The 15,768-nt window shown below is 32.9% G+C and carries 15 protein-coding genes; 3 read left to right on the forward strand and 12 right to left on the reverse strand.

What is annotated here, in order from left to right; genetic code table 11:
* Nucleotides 1–48: 48 nt before the first annotated feature.
* The 12 genes from ACN1CD_RS09610 to ACN1CD_RS09665 all read right to left on the reverse strand — a co-directional run bounded on the left by ACN1CD_RS09610 (nucleotide 49) and on the right by ACN1CD_RS09665 (nucleotide 10,661).
* Nucleotides 49–843 (reverse strand): lysostaphin resistance A-like protein, encoded by a 795-nt coding sequence (locus ACN1CD_RS09610; RefSeq protein ID WP_419130174.1) that lies wholly within the window; start codon nucleotides 841–843, stop codon nucleotides 49–51.
* 143 nt (nucleotides 844–986) lie between these two features.
* Nucleotides 987–1,187 (reverse strand): hypothetical protein, encoded by a 201-nt coding sequence (locus ACN1CD_RS09615; RefSeq protein ID WP_419130175.1) that lies wholly within the window; start codon nucleotides 1,185–1,187, stop codon nucleotides 987–989.
* A gap of 88 nt (nucleotides 1,188–1,275) precedes the next feature.
* A complete protein-coding gene (locus tag ACN1CD_RS09620) occupies nucleotides 1,276–1,584 on the reverse strand; it encodes a hypothetical protein (protein ID WP_419130176.1) in 309 nt (102 codons plus the stop codon).
* A gap of 23 nt (nucleotides 1,585–1,607) precedes the next feature.
* Nucleotides 1,608–3,815 carry a peptidase domain-containing ABC transporter gene (locus ACN1CD_RS09625; protein WP_419130177.1) on the reverse strand — a complete coding sequence of 736 codons (2,208 nt, stop codon included), beginning with the start codon at nucleotides 3,813–3,815 and terminating at the stop codon, nucleotides 1,608–1,610.
* A gap of 88 nt (nucleotides 3,816–3,903) precedes the next feature.
* A complete protein-coding gene (locus ACN1CD_RS09630; RefSeq protein ID WP_419130178.1) occupies nucleotides 3,904–5,064 on the reverse strand; it encodes an HlyD family secretion protein in 1,161 nt (386 codons plus the stop codon).
* Nucleotides 5,065–5,610: 546 nt separating this feature from the next.
* Complete coding sequence (locus ACN1CD_RS09635) at nucleotides 5,611–6,102, reverse strand: lysostaphin resistance A-like protein (protein ID WP_419130179.1); 492 nt, start codon at nucleotides 6,100–6,102, stop codon at nucleotides 5,611–5,613.
* Between the two features lie 105 nt (nucleotides 6,103–6,207).
* Complete coding sequence (locus ACN1CD_RS09640) at nucleotides 6,208–6,405, reverse strand: hypothetical protein (RefSeq protein ID WP_419130180.1); 198 nt, start codon at nucleotides 6,403–6,405, stop codon at nucleotides 6,208–6,210.
* 145 nt (nucleotides 6,406–6,550) lie between these two features.
* Nucleotides 6,551–8,680 (reverse strand): peptidase domain-containing ABC transporter, encoded by a 2,130-nt coding sequence (locus ACN1CD_RS09645; protein WP_419130181.1) that lies wholly within the window; start codon nucleotides 8,678–8,680, stop codon nucleotides 6,551–6,553.
* The gene (locus ACN1CD_RS09650; RefSeq protein ID WP_419130182.1) at nucleotides 8,670–9,191 is read right to left on the reverse strand and encodes a peroxiredoxin family protein; all 522 of its coding nucleotides are present in this window, start codon (nucleotides 9,189–9,191) and stop codon (nucleotides 8,670–8,672) included. Before ACN1CD_RS09650 ends, ACN1CD_RS09645 begins: the two co-directional genes overlap by 11 nt.
* A 26-nt stretch (nucleotides 9,192–9,217) precedes the next feature.
* A complete protein-coding gene (locus ACN1CD_RS09655) occupies nucleotides 9,218–9,865 on the reverse strand; it encodes a hypothetical protein (protein WP_419130183.1) in 648 nt (215 codons plus the stop codon).
* 429 nt (nucleotides 9,866–10,294) lie between these two features.
* The gene (locus tag ACN1CD_RS09660) at nucleotides 10,295–10,465 is read right to left on the reverse strand and encodes a hypothetical protein (protein WP_419130184.1); all 171 of its coding nucleotides are present in this window, start codon (nucleotides 10,463–10,465) and stop codon (nucleotides 10,295–10,297) included.
* A 37-nt stretch (nucleotides 10,466–10,502) separates the two neighbouring features.
* Nucleotides 10,503–10,661, reverse strand: coding sequence for a hypothetical protein (locus tag ACN1CD_RS09665; protein ID WP_419130185.1), 159 nt, complete (start codon nucleotides 10,659–10,661; stop codon nucleotides 10,503–10,505).
* A 489-nt stretch (nucleotides 10,662–11,150) separates the two neighbouring features.
* Here ACN1CD_RS09665 and ACN1CD_RS09670 point away from each other — a divergent pair, with 489 nt between their 5' ends.
* The 3 genes from ACN1CD_RS09670 (at nucleotide 11,151) to ACN1CD_RS09680 (ending at nucleotide 15,676) form a co-directional block, all read left to right on the forward strand.
* Nucleotides 11,151–12,461, forward strand: a complete 1,311-nt coding sequence (locus tag ACN1CD_RS09670; protein ID WP_419130186.1) for a S41 family peptidase — start codon at nucleotides 11,151–11,153, stop codon at nucleotides 12,459–12,461.
* Between the two features lie 6 nt (nucleotides 12,462–12,467).
* The gene (locus ACN1CD_RS09675) at nucleotides 12,468–13,886 is read left to right on the forward strand and encodes a S41 family peptidase (RefSeq protein ID WP_419130187.1); all 1,419 of its coding nucleotides are present in this window, start codon (nucleotides 12,468–12,470) and stop codon (nucleotides 13,884–13,886) included.
* Nucleotides 13,887–14,263: 377 nt separating this feature from the next.
* Nucleotides 14,264–15,676, forward strand: a complete 1,413-nt coding sequence (locus tag ACN1CD_RS09680; RefSeq protein WP_419130188.1) for a S41 family peptidase — start codon at nucleotides 14,264–14,266, stop codon at nucleotides 15,674–15,676.
* Nucleotides 15,677–15,768 lie beyond the last annotated feature (92 nt).

Genomic DNA, 15,768 nt, shown 5'->3' on the forward strand with positions numbered 1-15,768 from the left:
ATAATTAACCGTTAGACCACCTATAAATGCTTATTACTTGAATCATAGCTAAACATTCTTTATGCACTTCTTTTTAACAAATGCGTGAAGTAAGTAGATCAAACATCCAACCAAAATCACACTAAAGCCAACAGTAAGAAGTGTCCACTTTCCGTATATTATATCAGCCCTGCCAATACCCAAAGTTTGAAATAATAACAAAGCAGTTAACACACTAATTAAATTAGATAAGGAATGAAAAATTATTGTAGTAAATAAGTTTTTAGTATATCCGTATATATACCCCAAAAATAATCCTAAAATTAATGCTCCTATTAGTTGGGATGGATTTATATGAAAAACGCAAAAAATAATAGCTGATAATAAAATGGCAACTTTAAAATTATAATTAACAAGAAAACCACGTAGAATAATGCCTCTAAAAATAATTTCTTCACAAAATGGAGCGAGGATTATTGACGCTAAAACTGTATAAATATCATTTAGGGGGTTTGTTATGTTATTCGTTTTACTAAAATGATAGGATATAAATTTAGCTAAGGGGACATTTATTCCCACTTGAAAAATCATCACTAGTAAGCATATTATTATGTAGGCTATTGCATTAAAGGAATCACCAGTCTTGAAAAAGGAGATAAATGATGCTGTTCCTTTGTTTTTCAATGTATAAAAAAGAACTATTCCAAGAAAATATAATAGAAACATAATATGATTAAATATTTCCTTGGGTATGTTTATGATGTGTAGTTCGTTAATGGCAATTAAGGGAAGAAGTGTAATGAAGCCAAAAATCAACAACATTATGGCTTGTAAAACATTTTTAGGGTATTTTATCATTGTCATTACTAATATCTGATACTTGGTATTATTTAAATAAGGTTTGGAACTATACAAAAGACTGATTTTCAAAATTGAAAAATCAGTCTTTATTTAATTATCTTATTGAATCGAAATTTCAATAAATGATTTTTTATGTAAACTGCAAATTAGCTTGTAGCCCAATTCCATGCAGCAGCAACACCATTGTATAACAATTTACCTCCATTGGCAACAGCCTCAGCTGTATATATGAGTTCGTTGTCTGTGTTAGACCAAGTATAATCAGCATATGGAAGTTTACCTCCATCAATATTTACCATTTCAGAATTACTTAATTCTTTTAAAGCTAATTGATTTAAATTTTTCATTTTTTATATTCTAATAATTTACCTACTCATTTAAGGCTTTTCGGTTTACGCCTTTCGTTGCAACACCACTAAATTACTTTTGTCCACTCTACAAAAAAAGGAGTGAATAATTATTTTGATTTAAAAACCCTGCATTAATATGAATTAATTCTTCTGTTTTTAAAATTGTAAAATCAGCCCTGATATTTACATCAAATGCCTGGGTATAATAATACGTCTGCAACTGGCGCGAATATTCTATTGGTGCCCCCATCAGCTTCAATTCATCCAATACCACATACAATCTCGATGTTGATATAGATAATCTTTTCGCAAAACTTTCTGGAGCACCTGTATGGCTTTCTTTTATCAATTTATGTATGATTTTGATGCGGTCAATATATTCTAATAGTTTCATATGAGTTTAATTTCGTTAAATCACTAGGATACAATTTTAGAATTGACAAATTCCAGTGATGGCGTTAACAGGTTGGTCAAATCATCATCGCCAAACTGCTGTTTCCATAAGTTTGCATAATGACCATCTGCAAAGATCATTTCCGTATGGCTTCCTTCTTCTACCACTTTCCCTTTATCTAAAACAATAATTTTGTCTGCTTTTCTGATGGTAGTTAACCGATGTGCGATAATGATGATCGTTTTATTCTGCTTCCTTAATAAGTCTATCGTCCGTTGAACATATTGTTCTGAAGCCGAATCTAAAGATGAAGTAGCCTCATCCAATATTAAAATTTCAGGGTTACGGTACAAAGCCCTGGCAATTGCGATGCGTTGTTTTTGTCCGCCAGATAACGAAGCGCCGTTTTCACCCAGATAGGTTTGAAAGCCTTCCGGCAATTCTTCAATGAAAGCCATAATTCCCAATTGCGAACAAATGTTTATAATACGTTGCATATCCGCTTCATAATCTCCCACCGCAATATTATCCACTACATTACCTGCAAAAAGATCTATTTTTTGAGGAACCACACTTAAAATGTTTCGCAACGAATTATTATTTAGGTATTTAATGGCATTAATCCCTATAAAGATATTTCCAGATTGAATAGGATAAATATTCTGCAGCAGCGACATTAAGGTAGATTTACCAGAGCCACTTTCTCCAACAATGGCGGTAAATGAACCAGCTTCAATATTCAGATTCAGATCTTCAAAAACGTTAACACGACTACCATAGCGGAAAGCAACATGTTCGAAACGAATGTTTCCAATTAATTCTTTAGTAAGGTGTACACTAGAGGTATCCTGTTCCACTTCCAGATCAATAATTTCAAATAAACGGTCAGAAGCAATGATGGCATCCTGAATTGCCTTATTGGCTCCAATCAGTGAGGCAGCTGGCGCAGTGAAATAACCAATCAACGTATAAAATGAAAATAATTCTCCCGGAGTAATTTCGCCATCTAAAACATATCCCGCTCCTACCCATAATAAGATAATGGTCAGCAATCTGGCAATAACTTCGGTTGATGTTCCAGAGAAAACGCCATTCATTCCTGATTTATAAATGGTTCTAAGCAAGGAAACAAAATGTGTTTCGGTTTTTTCATTCGTAAAACGTTCCAGGCCAAAACGTTTAATCGTAGCTACATTATTTAAACCCTCTACCAATTGCGACTCCAAATCTGCAGATTCCTCCATCAGCTTTCTTTGGATCTTTTTATTTAAGCCATTGCTCACATAATAAATCAGCAGGTAAAGCGGAATAACGACAAGCATCATCAGCGCAAGCTTCCAGTAATAACTGAACATGAGCACGAAGGAAAAAATAACGATAAAAACGTTTACCACCAGGTTAATGGAAACATCGTTAATAAATGCCCTGATCTTTACCGCATCGTTAACCCTCGAAATAATTTCTCCAACACGCATGGTATCAAAAAACTGTTGTGGTAATTTCAGCAGGTGCTTGTAATAGCCTAAAATTAAACGGGCATCAATTTGTTGTCCGGTGCGGATGGTAAAAATAGTTTTCGCCGTGCCAATAAATAATTGCAGCAATAAGATCGCAATCATTGCCAGACTCATCACGTTCAGTAGATTTCGGTTACCATCAACCAAAACATGATCGGTTATTTTTTGGACAAAGATAGAGGTAGATAAACCAAGGATAGTATACATCAGTGCACCAAAAAGTGCCTGCATAGCAATGGTTTTGTGTGGTTTAATCAGATTCCAGAACCTGCTCCCCGTATCTACCTTTTCATTCCCTTTTTTAAAACTTTCATCAGGCAACATTAAAACCAATACTCCTGTCCATTCGGCTGCAAACTCCTCTACAGTTTTACGGTGAATTTTGCCATCACCAGGATCCATTATCTCAATATGTTTATCTGTGGCTTTGTATAGTACCACATAATGCTGCAATTGTTTTTTAACCACCACGTGAGCAATTGCGGGTAGCGGAATTTTTGTTAAGCTATCTACCTGACCACGTACACCTTTAGCTTCAAAACCGAGTTTAACTGCAGCTTCTGTTAAGCCTAAAACATTGGTACCTTTTTGATCGGTACTGGCCAACTGCCTGATTCGGGCAACTGGCATTTTTAATTTATGAAAGGCCGAAACTGATGCCAGACAAGCAGCTCCACAATCAGTAATATCGCGTTGTTTAATTAAAATAGACATGAGTTTCAGATGTGAGATATGAGGATGTTTTATTCAGACTTTTTAACCATTACCTTTTAGCTTTAATCTTTAAGCTTTTAGCTTTCGTCTAGCCTTTAGCTCCATTCGGGTTTAGCCAGTCGTCTACCTTATCATAAAGCAATTGATAAAGGCTTCTTCTGGCGATGGTGAAACGGGCACTGAAACTCATTCCTTTTTTTACCTGACCTTTATAACCATTTTTTAATTGCAAATAGTCTTTATTCAACTTACACTTCACCTTAAAATATGGATTCTGGTTAATCATAATGATGTCGTCAGAAATATCGGTAACAATACCTGTTAACATCCCCCATTGATTGTAATTAAAGGCATCTATCTGAAACCTGGCTTCCTGTCCTTTTTTAATTAAGCCTATATCGGATGGTTTAATATAATTAATGGCGAGCAATGCACTATCCGGAGAAACCTCTCCTATTTTTTGTCCTGCAGAAACAATTGAACCGACTTGCAAACCAGATAACCCCTGAACAGTACCATCGATATGTGCGGTAAGTTGGTATAGTTTTTCCTGCTCGGTAAGCTGAACCTTTTGATCATTCAGATCTTTTAATTCTTTACGGTATTGATTAACTTCAGTTTGCCATTGCGTTTTATATTTCCGGGCCACCAGATTAAAATCAGAAAGCGCCTGATCGTAATTGAATTTATATTGTTCGTACTCTGCCTGCGTAACTACCTTCTTGTTAAACAAGGTTTCATATCTGGTGTAGATTTTATATGCCTGCATTTTTGCATTAGAAGCGTTTTGAGTTTGCTCCATAAACTGTTGCCAACTGGCAGCATATAAGCCGGTGTGCAGTGCTGGTAATCCGGCACTGCTTAAATCGACTGTTTTTAACACGAGCGTAGCATCGTTTAACAAATCATTAAGTTCATTTGTACGAGTGCTTAAAATCATTCCCTGCTTTTCCTGGAGCGTTGGATCTATATTTAAAAGGAGATCTCCCCTTTTTATTTTTTTATTATCTGTTAAATTAATCATGGTGATCCTTCCAGACACTGGTGCCAGCAACTCATTTTTTTCAATATTACTTTGCAAAGAACCACTGCCTTTAACACTTACCGTGGTATAGATAAAAGGAAGTGCAGAGATTGCAGCAATAATCGCTAGTAAGGTTATAGAATAAATAATCTGGGTACTCACTTTTGTTTGGTGTAAAAAAACCAAAACATTGTTCTCCAGATCTGCCTCTTTTTCAACGGCCATATTGACTACATTAATTTATGTGGGCAATTTTGGATTAAAATGGAAGGGCAACAAAAATGATACACCAACAGGGAGATTGTAGGGATGAAAGGTCTGATAAATCGAATTTGGAATTATCCCATCAAACAGGAATAAAATTAATGATGGAAAATGAAATGCTGAAGAAAATTTAAACTAACCGAAATAGAAACAGCATCTGCATGTTCATGATGGCTATCAAACTCACAAAAGATGGGATGTTTTGTAATCAAAAGCCAATGTTAATGGGTGAAATAATAAAGCGCCTTACCTATAAACTCGCCTGCAGGCAGGGATAATAACATAACGCCAAAAGTTAAGGAAAGAACGTTAAGGATAAACAGACTATTTTTTTTAGGCTTAGTGTTAATCAATACCAAAAAGGGTACAACTGTTAAGAGGCTGGAAATTAGGAGAAGCAATATCATATGGTTGGCATAAATGGTGAATATTTAAAAAGCTAATGTATTATCCCTAAAATAATAATATATAATTGAAATCAAAAGCTAAACTTTCTCTTTATCAAAACTACTTAAGATTAACTAAATCGCTGAAAAGAACAAGTATATTATGAAAAACGTGAATGATACAAACAATTATAACTTTACTTAGCCGCGTTCCTTCCCAATATATATACGCTACAATTAATACAATTCCCGAAAAGAAACCAAAAAGCAAATACGCAAGGTTTGAAAAGTGGAGTAAGCCAAATAAAATGGCTGAACACAGTATGATCTTCCAATTTTCAAATTTTTTCTCCTTTAAAATATGATAGGGTACTGATTGAAAAAAATAGGTTTCAAGTATTGGGGCTATAAAACAAGCCAAAATTAGTTTATAAGTCAGTGTCCTATCATGAACTTCATTATTTTGAACAGCATTAATCCCATACTTTAATCCAATAACTTCTGTAAAATAATCATATAAAAAGCTCACAATTAATAAAAAGAATGAAAATATAATGATAAATACTATTGGATTTTTTGAAGCATTTTTCAACTTAACTGCACTATTAATCATATTTATTGATTTAGAAAAATTAACGTAATAACAAGTAAGAAAAATTTAGTTTGCTATCTGTTTTAAAATTATGAGTTACACCTAAATGTAACTCATAATTGCAACTTATTTTTTTAACCCAGACGGTAGTGATTGTTGATATCTTCCTCCTTCTTGCCCGGCTGCATACCATATTTCTACCCAGGCATCAATTAAGTGCCCAACCAAATAATCACCTAAGCCAAACCTTCCTCCATTTTCCAATGTCATTTCTTTAGCATCCATCTCCTGAACACCAAAGTTTTGTAATTCTAATTTTTTCATGTCGTTTAATTTAAATTTTGTTCCCTACTCTTTAAAGGCTTTTCGGTTTCCGCCTCTGTTGGCCTAACATGATACAAGTATTGAATTTATTTTTCCAAGCTTAAAAAATGATACACCAAATGGCACATTACAGCGATAAAATGCCTTAAATTATTTCATTAACCAATAATTTAGAGGCAACTTTATCTTGGATTATAAATTTAAAATCAGCGATCAGGGCTGTGCTTTCCTTATGCGTAATTAAAAAAATTGCCATATTTTTCTTCAGGGCTAAAAGCAAATTTAAAATAAAGGTTTCCATATCAGGATCAAGAGACGCTGTTGCTTCATCGAGCAATAGCAATTGAGGCTTATTAAAAAGTGCTCTCAACAAGCCGACAATCTGCTTTTGTCCACCAGAAAGGCTTAGCCCATCTTCGCCAATTCTCGTGGCTAATCCCTGCGGAAATTGATAGAAAAAAGATTCCATACCATATCCTTTACATAACCTCAAAACGTCTTCAAAATCACTTTCCTCCTTACTTAAACAAATATTCTCTATTATACTGGAGTTAAACAACTTAATCTCTTGCGGCACAACACCGATTATACTACGCCATTTATGAGTAGGTATATTTTGCAGTTCATACTTACCATTAACCAAAACAAAGCCCGATTCCTGTCTATAAAATTTCTGAAGAATTTGAAGGAGTGTACTTTTCCCACACCCGCTATTACCCAATAGTACCGATATTTTCCCTTTGTATATTTCAAGATTAATCGACTTCAATAAAGGTGTTCTACCTGCAAACCTGAAACTTAAATCTTTTATTTCAATTTGTTCAAATACGCCATCCCATTCATCGTCTGTAATTAAGGTATCGCCATCATTTTCTGGAGGAGTATCTGCAAATTCATAAACTCTTTCAAAAGCTACAACTGCCTCCTGAATTTGCAGGTTTGTTAGCATTAACCTTGTACAGGAAGGTATAATACTTATCGCAATAGATAAGATTGCCATCATCTCACCAATTTTTAATTTCTGATGTAAAGTTAAATATGAAATCTGACTGATAATTAAAACGATGATGATCGAAGCAAAAATTTCCACGAATAAGTTAAACTGATTACTTGTTTTCCCCAATGTGTAATTTTTGAGTTGGAAATTGGAAAAGTAATTAATCGATCTACGAATAAAATCTTCCTCTTTATTCGCTGTCTTAATCACACTAATCCCTTGAATAACATCTATATAATTACTTTCATTAGCTGAATAAGAAGCCATTGCTTCAGTATTATTTGCAAGAATCTTCTTTTTGAATTTGAAAGTAATCAAGCCCATTAGCGGAATCGCTGCCAAGGTTGTTAATGCGATTCCATAATGATAGTGAAACAGGTATACAGAGGAAATGATTACAATCAAAAAATCAATTACGAAGCTTCCACTTAAAAAAGCAACACTCCGCTGAATCCTTTGGGTATCATTTAATCTTGAAATTAAATCACCTGTTTTTCTGCTATCGAAAAACAGTTTTGGTAGATATAATAATTTGGAAATAAAATTACCTGTGATTCTTTCATTAAAATCTTTGGTTTGCTTAAGCAGAAAGAGCTGCCTTAAAAAGGCGACGATAGATTTTGAGATTAGCAAACAAAGTAAAATAACCAAGCCGCTTATCATTTTATTTACTTGGTTCTTCGGAATAATCTCATCAACTAATTTTTGCGTAAATAAAGCAGTAGAAAGCCCTAAACTAGCAATAACGACGCCTAAAAATGTAGAAGCAAGTAAAATATTATAATCTTCACTAAGTATATTTAAAAACCATTTGAATTTCTGCTTTTTTTTATTTTGGGAGGATAAAAAGCTTTCAACTGGTCTCAGTGTTAATAGAATTTTAGATACCCAAAAATTGGATAAAGTTTCCTTAGTCCAATACTCCACCCCTTTTGCCGGATCACCAATAATAAATTCCTTGTTTTTATCATCATACCCATAACAGAGCACATAATGCTCCATTTCGTTCTCTAATTTTATATGTAACAAACATAACTCCTTTAATTCCATTAAGTGTTGAGGTTCAGCTTCAAAGGCTTCAGCTTTCAGATCTACATGAGTAGCACCTTCACAAAGCCCTAATAAAGTGGTACCATTACCGTCAGTACCACTTATTTTTCTTAAATGCTCCAAACTGCTGCTTCCTCCAAAGTATTGTACCGCAGAAAGCAAACAAGCTACACCACAATCACTACTGTCATGCTGTAATACAAGTGTTTTACCAGCTTTATTTTTCATGATCTAAATATTTAAGTACAGCAGAGATCTTAACCTCACCGGTATATTCTTTCACCAGCTCATGCTGCTCGTTATAGATATAAACAGATGGAGTAACCGATTTGCCAAACCATTTATAGAAATTATATTCTTTATCGTAAAGCCAGGTGATAAAAGCGTAATCTTTTAATTGATGTGCATTGATAAATTGCGCAGTTTCTTTAGGTATATTGGTAGAAACCATCACCACCTGAGCTTTTTCAAAGGCACGGATATGCTTCCTGATCTCTTTAGCTTCGTAATCACAATGCTCACATTCGGCATTATAATAGAAAATGCAAACTGGAACATTTGATTGTAATTGTGTAGCGCTAAATTTTTGAAGGTCTTGATCGTAAAACTGAAAAACTGGTAGTGCTTGCTTTTCTTTGGCTATAATTTTATTCCTATTAAACTTTTGAACAATTTTATAAGTCAATAGCCCAGCCAGGCAAAAGGCTAAAATGCCTATTGCTATAATTATTTTCTTCATAAAAATTAAACTAAATTGGATCGTAACTACGTTGCCGGGTTCAGAGAAACACTAATAAACATTATGCATATCATCCATAGCACCAGCGCGGGTATATAACCATAAAATACTACTTTCAAACCTTGATTAAGATCTGTGTTTAAAGCCTGTTTAATACCACCAGCTAATAAGATCCAATATAATAGCTCAAAAACATTAAAGGTTTGGAAAGGATAAATTAATAATGCAGGTAAATTTTCTGGGTTAAATAAATTTAGTGCAGATAGCGGATAAAACTGTTGAACCTCAGTAACTGTATAATCAGTTTTAAAAATCAAGAACCAACATAGTTTAAAAAGTTGTGGCAATAAAAAAATAAATTCAGCAGTTAATGCTATTTTAAAGGTAATGCCAAATTTTAATTTAGTATTGTTTAAAAGTAAACCAACTTGTAAACATAAACCAACAATAAAATTTTTAAGGATTAACCATACCGGGATGAATAGAAATCCTATCCATACAAACTTAGCCTTAAAATTAAATAGTTCGTCAATTCTACCATTATCTAACTGATCCTGAAAACTACTATAATAAACCTCTTTTGTTAGCAGAAACTGATTAAATAAGAAAATTAAGGCAAAACTTATGAAAATAATTGTACACAGTAAGTGCCAACTTCTAATGCTACTATTCATGTTAGAATAAATTAATGAAAAAACATATGATGAGGAGAAATTTTACATCGATTTCAAAATTTAGTGTAGAAGTTACAAGCGAACTTTATATCAAAAATATTTCTAAACTAAATTATGCAGCATGTAAATCTATAAAGTGTATCAATCTTTATTCAATTTTTCTTTTTGTAAAGACGCTTTTCTACTTTTATTATTTAAGTGTGCTATGATCATTCCAAATGCCAATACTATTAAGGCTCCGTTAATTTCTTTTTCCATTATTTTGAATATTATGTTAATTAACAATAATGTCAAGAAAAACACACAAGCCCAGATTTGAAGCGAAATTTTATTTAAGTTCAGCATAAATATTTTATTTGATTAAGATGAGATTTTTTTGGTAAATTTAGAAGTGTAATAATGAATTACTACACTTCTAGATAATGATGTTTAGCCAAAACAACCTGCAGAGGCACCACCACCCCCTGCAGCTACTGCACCTACAAGCAATGCCCCACCAGAAACAAGTATTCCTAAGCCACCAAAAATCCCAACTAACAGACATGTTCTGTTAGATCCACCTGTAATTTCAGCCATTTGTTTTTTTTCTATTTTTTTCATGATTTTCAAGTTTATACGTTTATAATATTTTTAATACTTAAGAATTCCAACAATCTTTTAAAGTGCTTCTACCTCTTATTGAATCAACAATTGAGGTAGGCCCTCCCAAGACTAAACCTAGTCCGTAAGCAAAACAACCTAAACCATTAACACCACCCATAATATTTTCCATTTTTTCTAATTCTAATTTTTTCATGTCGTTTAATTTAAATTTTATACCCTACTCTTTAAAGGCTTTTCAGGTTTCCGCCTCTGTTGGCCTAACATGATACAAGTATTGAATTTATTTTTCCCAGCATAAAAAAAGATACACCAAATGGCGTTTTGTAAGGACACGATGTACTTTTAATTACATATTACACTATAAATCAGCTACACATACTATTAAGCTCCATCCTTTTTTACCTGCGAAAGAGCCTCGTAAGTAAAACAGAGCATTCCAATCATAAAAGCTACTTTCATATATAGGAAAGCCCAATTCATCAATAATTTTTGCCTACTACGACAATCTTTTATATTTTTAACCACAAATTAAACTAACAAATTAGCTGATAAAATCTCACTTAATCACCATCTATTCTATATGAAAAAATTACTATGCGTCTTCCTTTTTATATTTATACTTACAGGCCTTAAAGCACAAAATTGCAACTGTGGAGATAATTTCAAATATTTAACACAGAAGATGGCTAAAAATTACGTGGGTTATGCAGATAAAGTAACACCGAAGAATCAGTTACAATTTCAAAAATTCACCGATAGCATACAACAGGTTGCCAATCAGGCTAATCAATATAAGTGTTTGAGCTTATGTCGTGAATGGTTAGAATTCTTCAAAGATAAGCACATTGGTTTTGGGATGGCTTTCGATAAACTAAATTCCGATTCAGTCAGGACTTTTTTTGCAGATGAAGAAAAAACCAACTGGACAGACAGTAGTTTTAAATCTTACCTCATCCAAAACAAAGCGAAGCTAGATCCTGTAGAAGGTATATGGAGTACCGGCATTTATGAAGTTGGAATTGTTAAAGACATCAAGCCAAATCAGTTTATGGCCTTTGTGCTCAAAGCAGATTCTGTAAGGTGGATGCCCCAACAAGTCAAGTTTAGAATAATGAAGCAGGGCGGGCAGTATCAAACCATTTATTTTAGTGGAGGCGATCACTCCGAGCAACATCCTACCTTAATAAAAGATGCAGATACGCTAGATTTTGGCTTTTTTAAAAAGTGGATTAAAGCACCTAAACCTTTAAATATAGCACTCAAAAATGAAAAAGAAATTGACCTTTCTCCAAAATTCCGGGTATTGGATAATGAAACAGCCTTATTTGAAATGCCCTCTTTTGGAAAATTAGATTATGTAGCCCCAACAGAAGCCTTAATTAAAAAGAACGAAAGCATATTAAAAAACACTAAACATTTAATTATAGATTTAAGAAATAATAGTGGTGGTTCTGTTTTAGTCTATGAAAAACTCATGCCATACTTATATACAAACCCTATATTAAAAGAAGGAGGTTTTGTTTTAGCAACAGCCGAAAACATTAGGGATGGCTATTCTAAAGAGTATCCCGAAGTTTCAGATAGCATTAGGAATGTATTTAAGAAAGACCTGGCAACTTTAAAGGCTCATGAGGGAGAACTTTATAAGCTTTACCCGGTGGATACCATAAAATTTAATACAGTTTACAAAAACCCTGAACGTGTTTCATTTCTAGTGAATAGAAATACAGGAAGCGCTGCCGAATTGTTTCTTTTAGAAGCTAAACAAAGTAAAAAGGTTAAGCTATACGGGACAAATAGTTCCGGAGCAATTGATTATACTGAATTTATTACCAGCAAAATGCCATGTAATTTTTATACCCTTTACTATCCAGCTTGTAAATCTTTAAGGTTACCTGATTATCCTTTAGATAATATTGGGATAAAACCTGATATAGCAATACCTGCAAATGTTACCGATTGGATAGATTTTGTAAAAAAGTATAATAATTAACCCGTCGTGAAATACATATTCCTGTTTACAGCTTTACTTTTTACAATTAAAACCAGCGCACAGAACTGCAACTGCGGCGATAATTTTAAGTATTTAACCCAACGAATTTCAAAAAATTATGTGGGCTATTCTGATAAGATAAACGTCACTAACAAAGACAAGTTCATAAAATTCACTGACAGTTTACAGCAAATAGCAACTGTTTCCGATGCATACAGATGTTTAAGTTTGTCAAGAGAGTGGCTCGATTTTTTTAAGGATAAACACATTTCCTTTGGATTAAATTTCGACAAATTATCTACAGATTCAGTAAAGACATTTTTTAAAGATGTTGAAAAAACACAATGGTCTGAAGCTTTATTGAATAATTATTTGAAAAATAATGCGAATAATTTAGACAGTTTGGAAGGCATATGGAATCACGAAAACAACACCTATAAAATTGGCATTATTAGAGATCAAACAAAAAAGAATCAAGAATTCATTGGTTTCATTATAAAATCAGATGGATTAAGATGGCTTCCACAACAAGTAAAATTTAGGGTAGCTAAAATTGATCAAAATTATAGGACTATGTATTTTGGTGCTGGCGACCACTCTATTGTTTTTCCAAAATTAATTAAAAGCGGAGACACTATAGATTTTGGATTTTTCGGAAAATGGCGCAAGGGAGAATATAAACCTCAAATTAAGGAAACATCCTCCTATGAGGAAAATCTATCAACCAGATTTGTTGAAATCAATGATGGAACATCTTTACTTGCACTCCCGTCTTTTAACATTAGTTATAAGCATTTAATAGATAGTTTGATTGAGCATAATAAAGAGGCCATCAATAATACTAAACACTTAATTATTGATGTTCGTGATAACGCTGGAGGGTCAACAAATAGTTTTAAAAATTTATTGCCATATCTTTATACAAATCCGATAAAAGTAGATGGCGGAAAAGTTTTAGCAACTGAAGAAAATATACGTAATGCCTATGATAAAGAATACCCATTTGCATCTGAAGAAGAACGTAAAAGTTTAAAAGAAGATGTAAAAAAGTTAAGGAGCCATTTAGGAGAGTTATATCTTTTGTATAAGCCTGGAAAAATAAGATTCAAAAAAGTTTTAAAAAATCCTGAGCGTATTTCTATCCTAATGAATCGCGGTACTGCTAGTAGTAGCGAACTATTTATTTTAAGGGCAGAACAAAGTAAAAAAGTAACCCTATTTGGTGAAAATACGGCAGGTATAGTAGACTATGGGGAAATTGTAAAACTAAATTTACCATGCAGCTATTTAACAGTAGCATATCCGGCTAGTAAATCTTTACATAGCATTAAACGCCCTCTTGATAATATCGGCATTGCACCACAGGTTAAAATACCTGCAAATGTTACCGATTGGATAGATTTTGTAAGAACGTACAAAAAGTAAGTTAGGCTTTACAGTTTTACATATCTAATCCACTGGTTTTGTATCTCCAAAAGTCCTTTTGGTGTATCTTTTTTGATCAGACTTATGATAAACTTTATTTTGCGGCCATACATCTAAAAAACAATTAAAATATATCTTACGAAAACTAAAAAATTAGAAAAGAAAACAATTTTTCTTTTCTAAAAAAACAACCTTTCGAATTTAACAAAAGAACAAATGAAAAAGATTAATGGGGGGCATAGAAACTGATCGCGGAGATTTTTCAGGAAAACCCGACTGCATGGAAAAGACGGTTAAAACATTAGGTCGTTAATATTTCCTAGACTTTTTAATAACGTTGTATAAAATAAAAATCTACTTTTTAAAATTCAAAAGCAATGAAATTCATAATATGCATGATATTGATAATATCTGTTACATATTCAGTAAGTGCGCAAACCTGTAATTGCTCAGATAATTTTCGTTTTATGGTTAACAAAGTTAAAAAAAACTATGTTGGATATCCTGATAAAGTAAATTCTAATAACATAAGATATTTTGAAAAATTCACAGACAGTTTACAAAATGTATCAAATCGATCAAACCCTTACGAATGTATATCTGTATGTAGAGAATGGCTTACTTTTTTTAAAGATAAGCATGTTAATTTTACTATCAATTTTGATGTGATATCTCCAGATTCTATACGATTATTTTTTTCGAATGAAGAAAAAACAAACTGGAATGAAAAAACATTTAAAACTTACTTAACACATAACAGAAACAATCTAGATGAGATAGAAGGCATTTGGAGTTACGGGGTTTATGAAGTTGGCATAATAAAAGATGTAACAAAAAAGAACCAAGAGTTCATCGCTTTTGTGTTGAAAGCAGATGGTTCCAGATGGGTTCCACAGCAAATAAAATTTAGAATTGCAAAATTTAAAAATATGTATAAAACTGTTTTTTTCAGAGGTGGTGATCATTCAATGAACTATCCGAAATTAATCCAGCAAAAGAATATTCTTGATTTTGATTTTTTTGGAAAATGGCAGAAAGAGCCTTATAAACATAAAGAGTTGGCTGAAAAAGAAGCAGATCTTACTCCAAAATTTAAGATTCTTGATAATGAAACCTGCTTATTCGAAATGCCGTCTTTTGAATCATTAGCTTATGCAGCTAAAGTGGATAGTATTGTTAAAAAAAATGAAATCATATTAAAGCAAACCAAGCATCTAATTATTGATTTAAGAGATAACGGAGGAGGATCAACATCTGTTTACAAAAGTTTGTTACCTTATATCTACACCAATCCTATTTTAACCGTTGGCGGTGTAGTTTTGGCAACAGAAGATAATATTAAAGATGGTTATTCTACTGAATACCCAGAAGCATCTGACAGCATAAAAAATTCCCTCAAGAAAGACTTGGCAACACTTAAAGAGCATAAGGGTGAGTTGTATAATTTATATCCAATAGATACTATTAAATTTGAAAAAGTTTTTAAAAACCCACAACGTATTTCAGTTTTGGTAAACGATAATACTGGTAGTGCTGCAGAACTTTTTCTCTTACAACTAAAACAAAGCAAGAAAGTAAAACTATATGGTACAAATAGTTCAGGAGTCGTTGATTATGGCGAAACTGTAGTCTCAATGATGCCTTGCAAATATTATTCCCTTATTTATCCAGCAGCCAAATCATTGTATAGCATAAAACATCCATTAGATAACGTCGGAGTCAACCCAGATATAGTTATTTCAGATAAAGCCATTGATTGGATAGATTTTGTAAGAACGTACAAAAAGTAAGTTAGACTTTACGGTTTACATATCTAATCCTATAGTTTCGTATTCACAAAAGGCTGTTTGGTGTAGTTTTTTTTATCCAACTCATAATAAAC

Origin of the sequence: Pedobacter sp. N23S346 (genome assembly GCF_048515415.1) — a bacterium.
Classification (GTDB): domain Bacteria; phylum Bacteroidota; class Bacteroidia; order Sphingobacteriales; family Sphingobacteriaceae; genus Pedobacter.

Bases quoted from the DNA above. Each gene is read 5' to 3' on its own strand.
- ACN1CD_RS09610 (WP_419130174.1), bottom strand. From the start codon at position 843: ATGACAATGATAAAATACCCTAAAAATGTTTTACAAGCCATAATGTTG.
- ACN1CD_RS09615 (WP_419130175.1), bottom strand. From the start codon at position 1,187: ATGAAAAATTTAAATCAATTAGCTTTAAAAGAATTAAGTAATTCTGAA.
- ACN1CD_RS09620 (WP_419130176.1), bottom strand. From the start codon at position 1,584: ATGAAACTATTAGAATATATTGACCGCATCAAAATCATACATAAATTG.
- ACN1CD_RS09625 (WP_419130177.1), bottom strand. From the start codon at position 3,815: ATGTCTATTTTAATTAAACAACGCGATATTACTGATTGTGGAGCTGCT.
- ACN1CD_RS09630 (WP_419130178.1), bottom strand. From the start codon at position 5,064: ATGGCCGTTGAAAAAGAGGCAGATCTGGAGAACAATGTTTTGGTTTTT.
- ACN1CD_RS09635 (WP_419130179.1), bottom strand. From the start codon at position 6,102: ATGATTAATAGTGCAGTTAAGTTGAAAAATGCTTCAAAAAATCCAATA.
- ACN1CD_RS09640 (WP_419130180.1), bottom strand. From the start codon at position 6,405: ATGAAAAAATTAGAATTACAAAACTTTGGTGTTCAGGAGATGGATGCT.
- ACN1CD_RS09645 (WP_419130181.1), bottom strand. From the start codon at position 8,680: ATGAAAAATAAAGCTGGTAAAACACTTGTATTACAGCATGACAGTAGT.
- ACN1CD_RS09650 (WP_419130182.1), bottom strand. From the start codon at position 9,191: ATGAAGAAAATAATTATAGCAATAGGCATTTTAGCCTTTTGCCTGGCT.
- ACN1CD_RS09655 (WP_419130183.1), bottom strand. From the start codon at position 9,865: ATGAATAGTAGCATTAGAAGTTGGCACTTACTGTGTACAATTATTTTC.
- ACN1CD_RS09660 (WP_419130184.1), bottom strand. From the start codon at position 10,465: ATGAAAAAAATAGAAAAAAAACAAATGGCTGAAATTACAGGTGGATCT.
- ACN1CD_RS09665 (WP_419130185.1), bottom strand. From the start codon at position 10,661: ATGAAAAAATTAGAATTAGAAAAAATGGAAAATATTATGGGTGGTGTT.
- ACN1CD_RS09670 (WP_419130186.1), top strand. From the start codon at position 11,151: ATGGCTAAAAATTACGTGGGTTATGCAGATAAAGTAACACCGAAGAAT.
- ACN1CD_RS09680 (WP_419130188.1), top strand. From the start codon at position 14,264: ATGAAATTCATAATATGCATGATATTGATAATATCTGTTACATATTCA.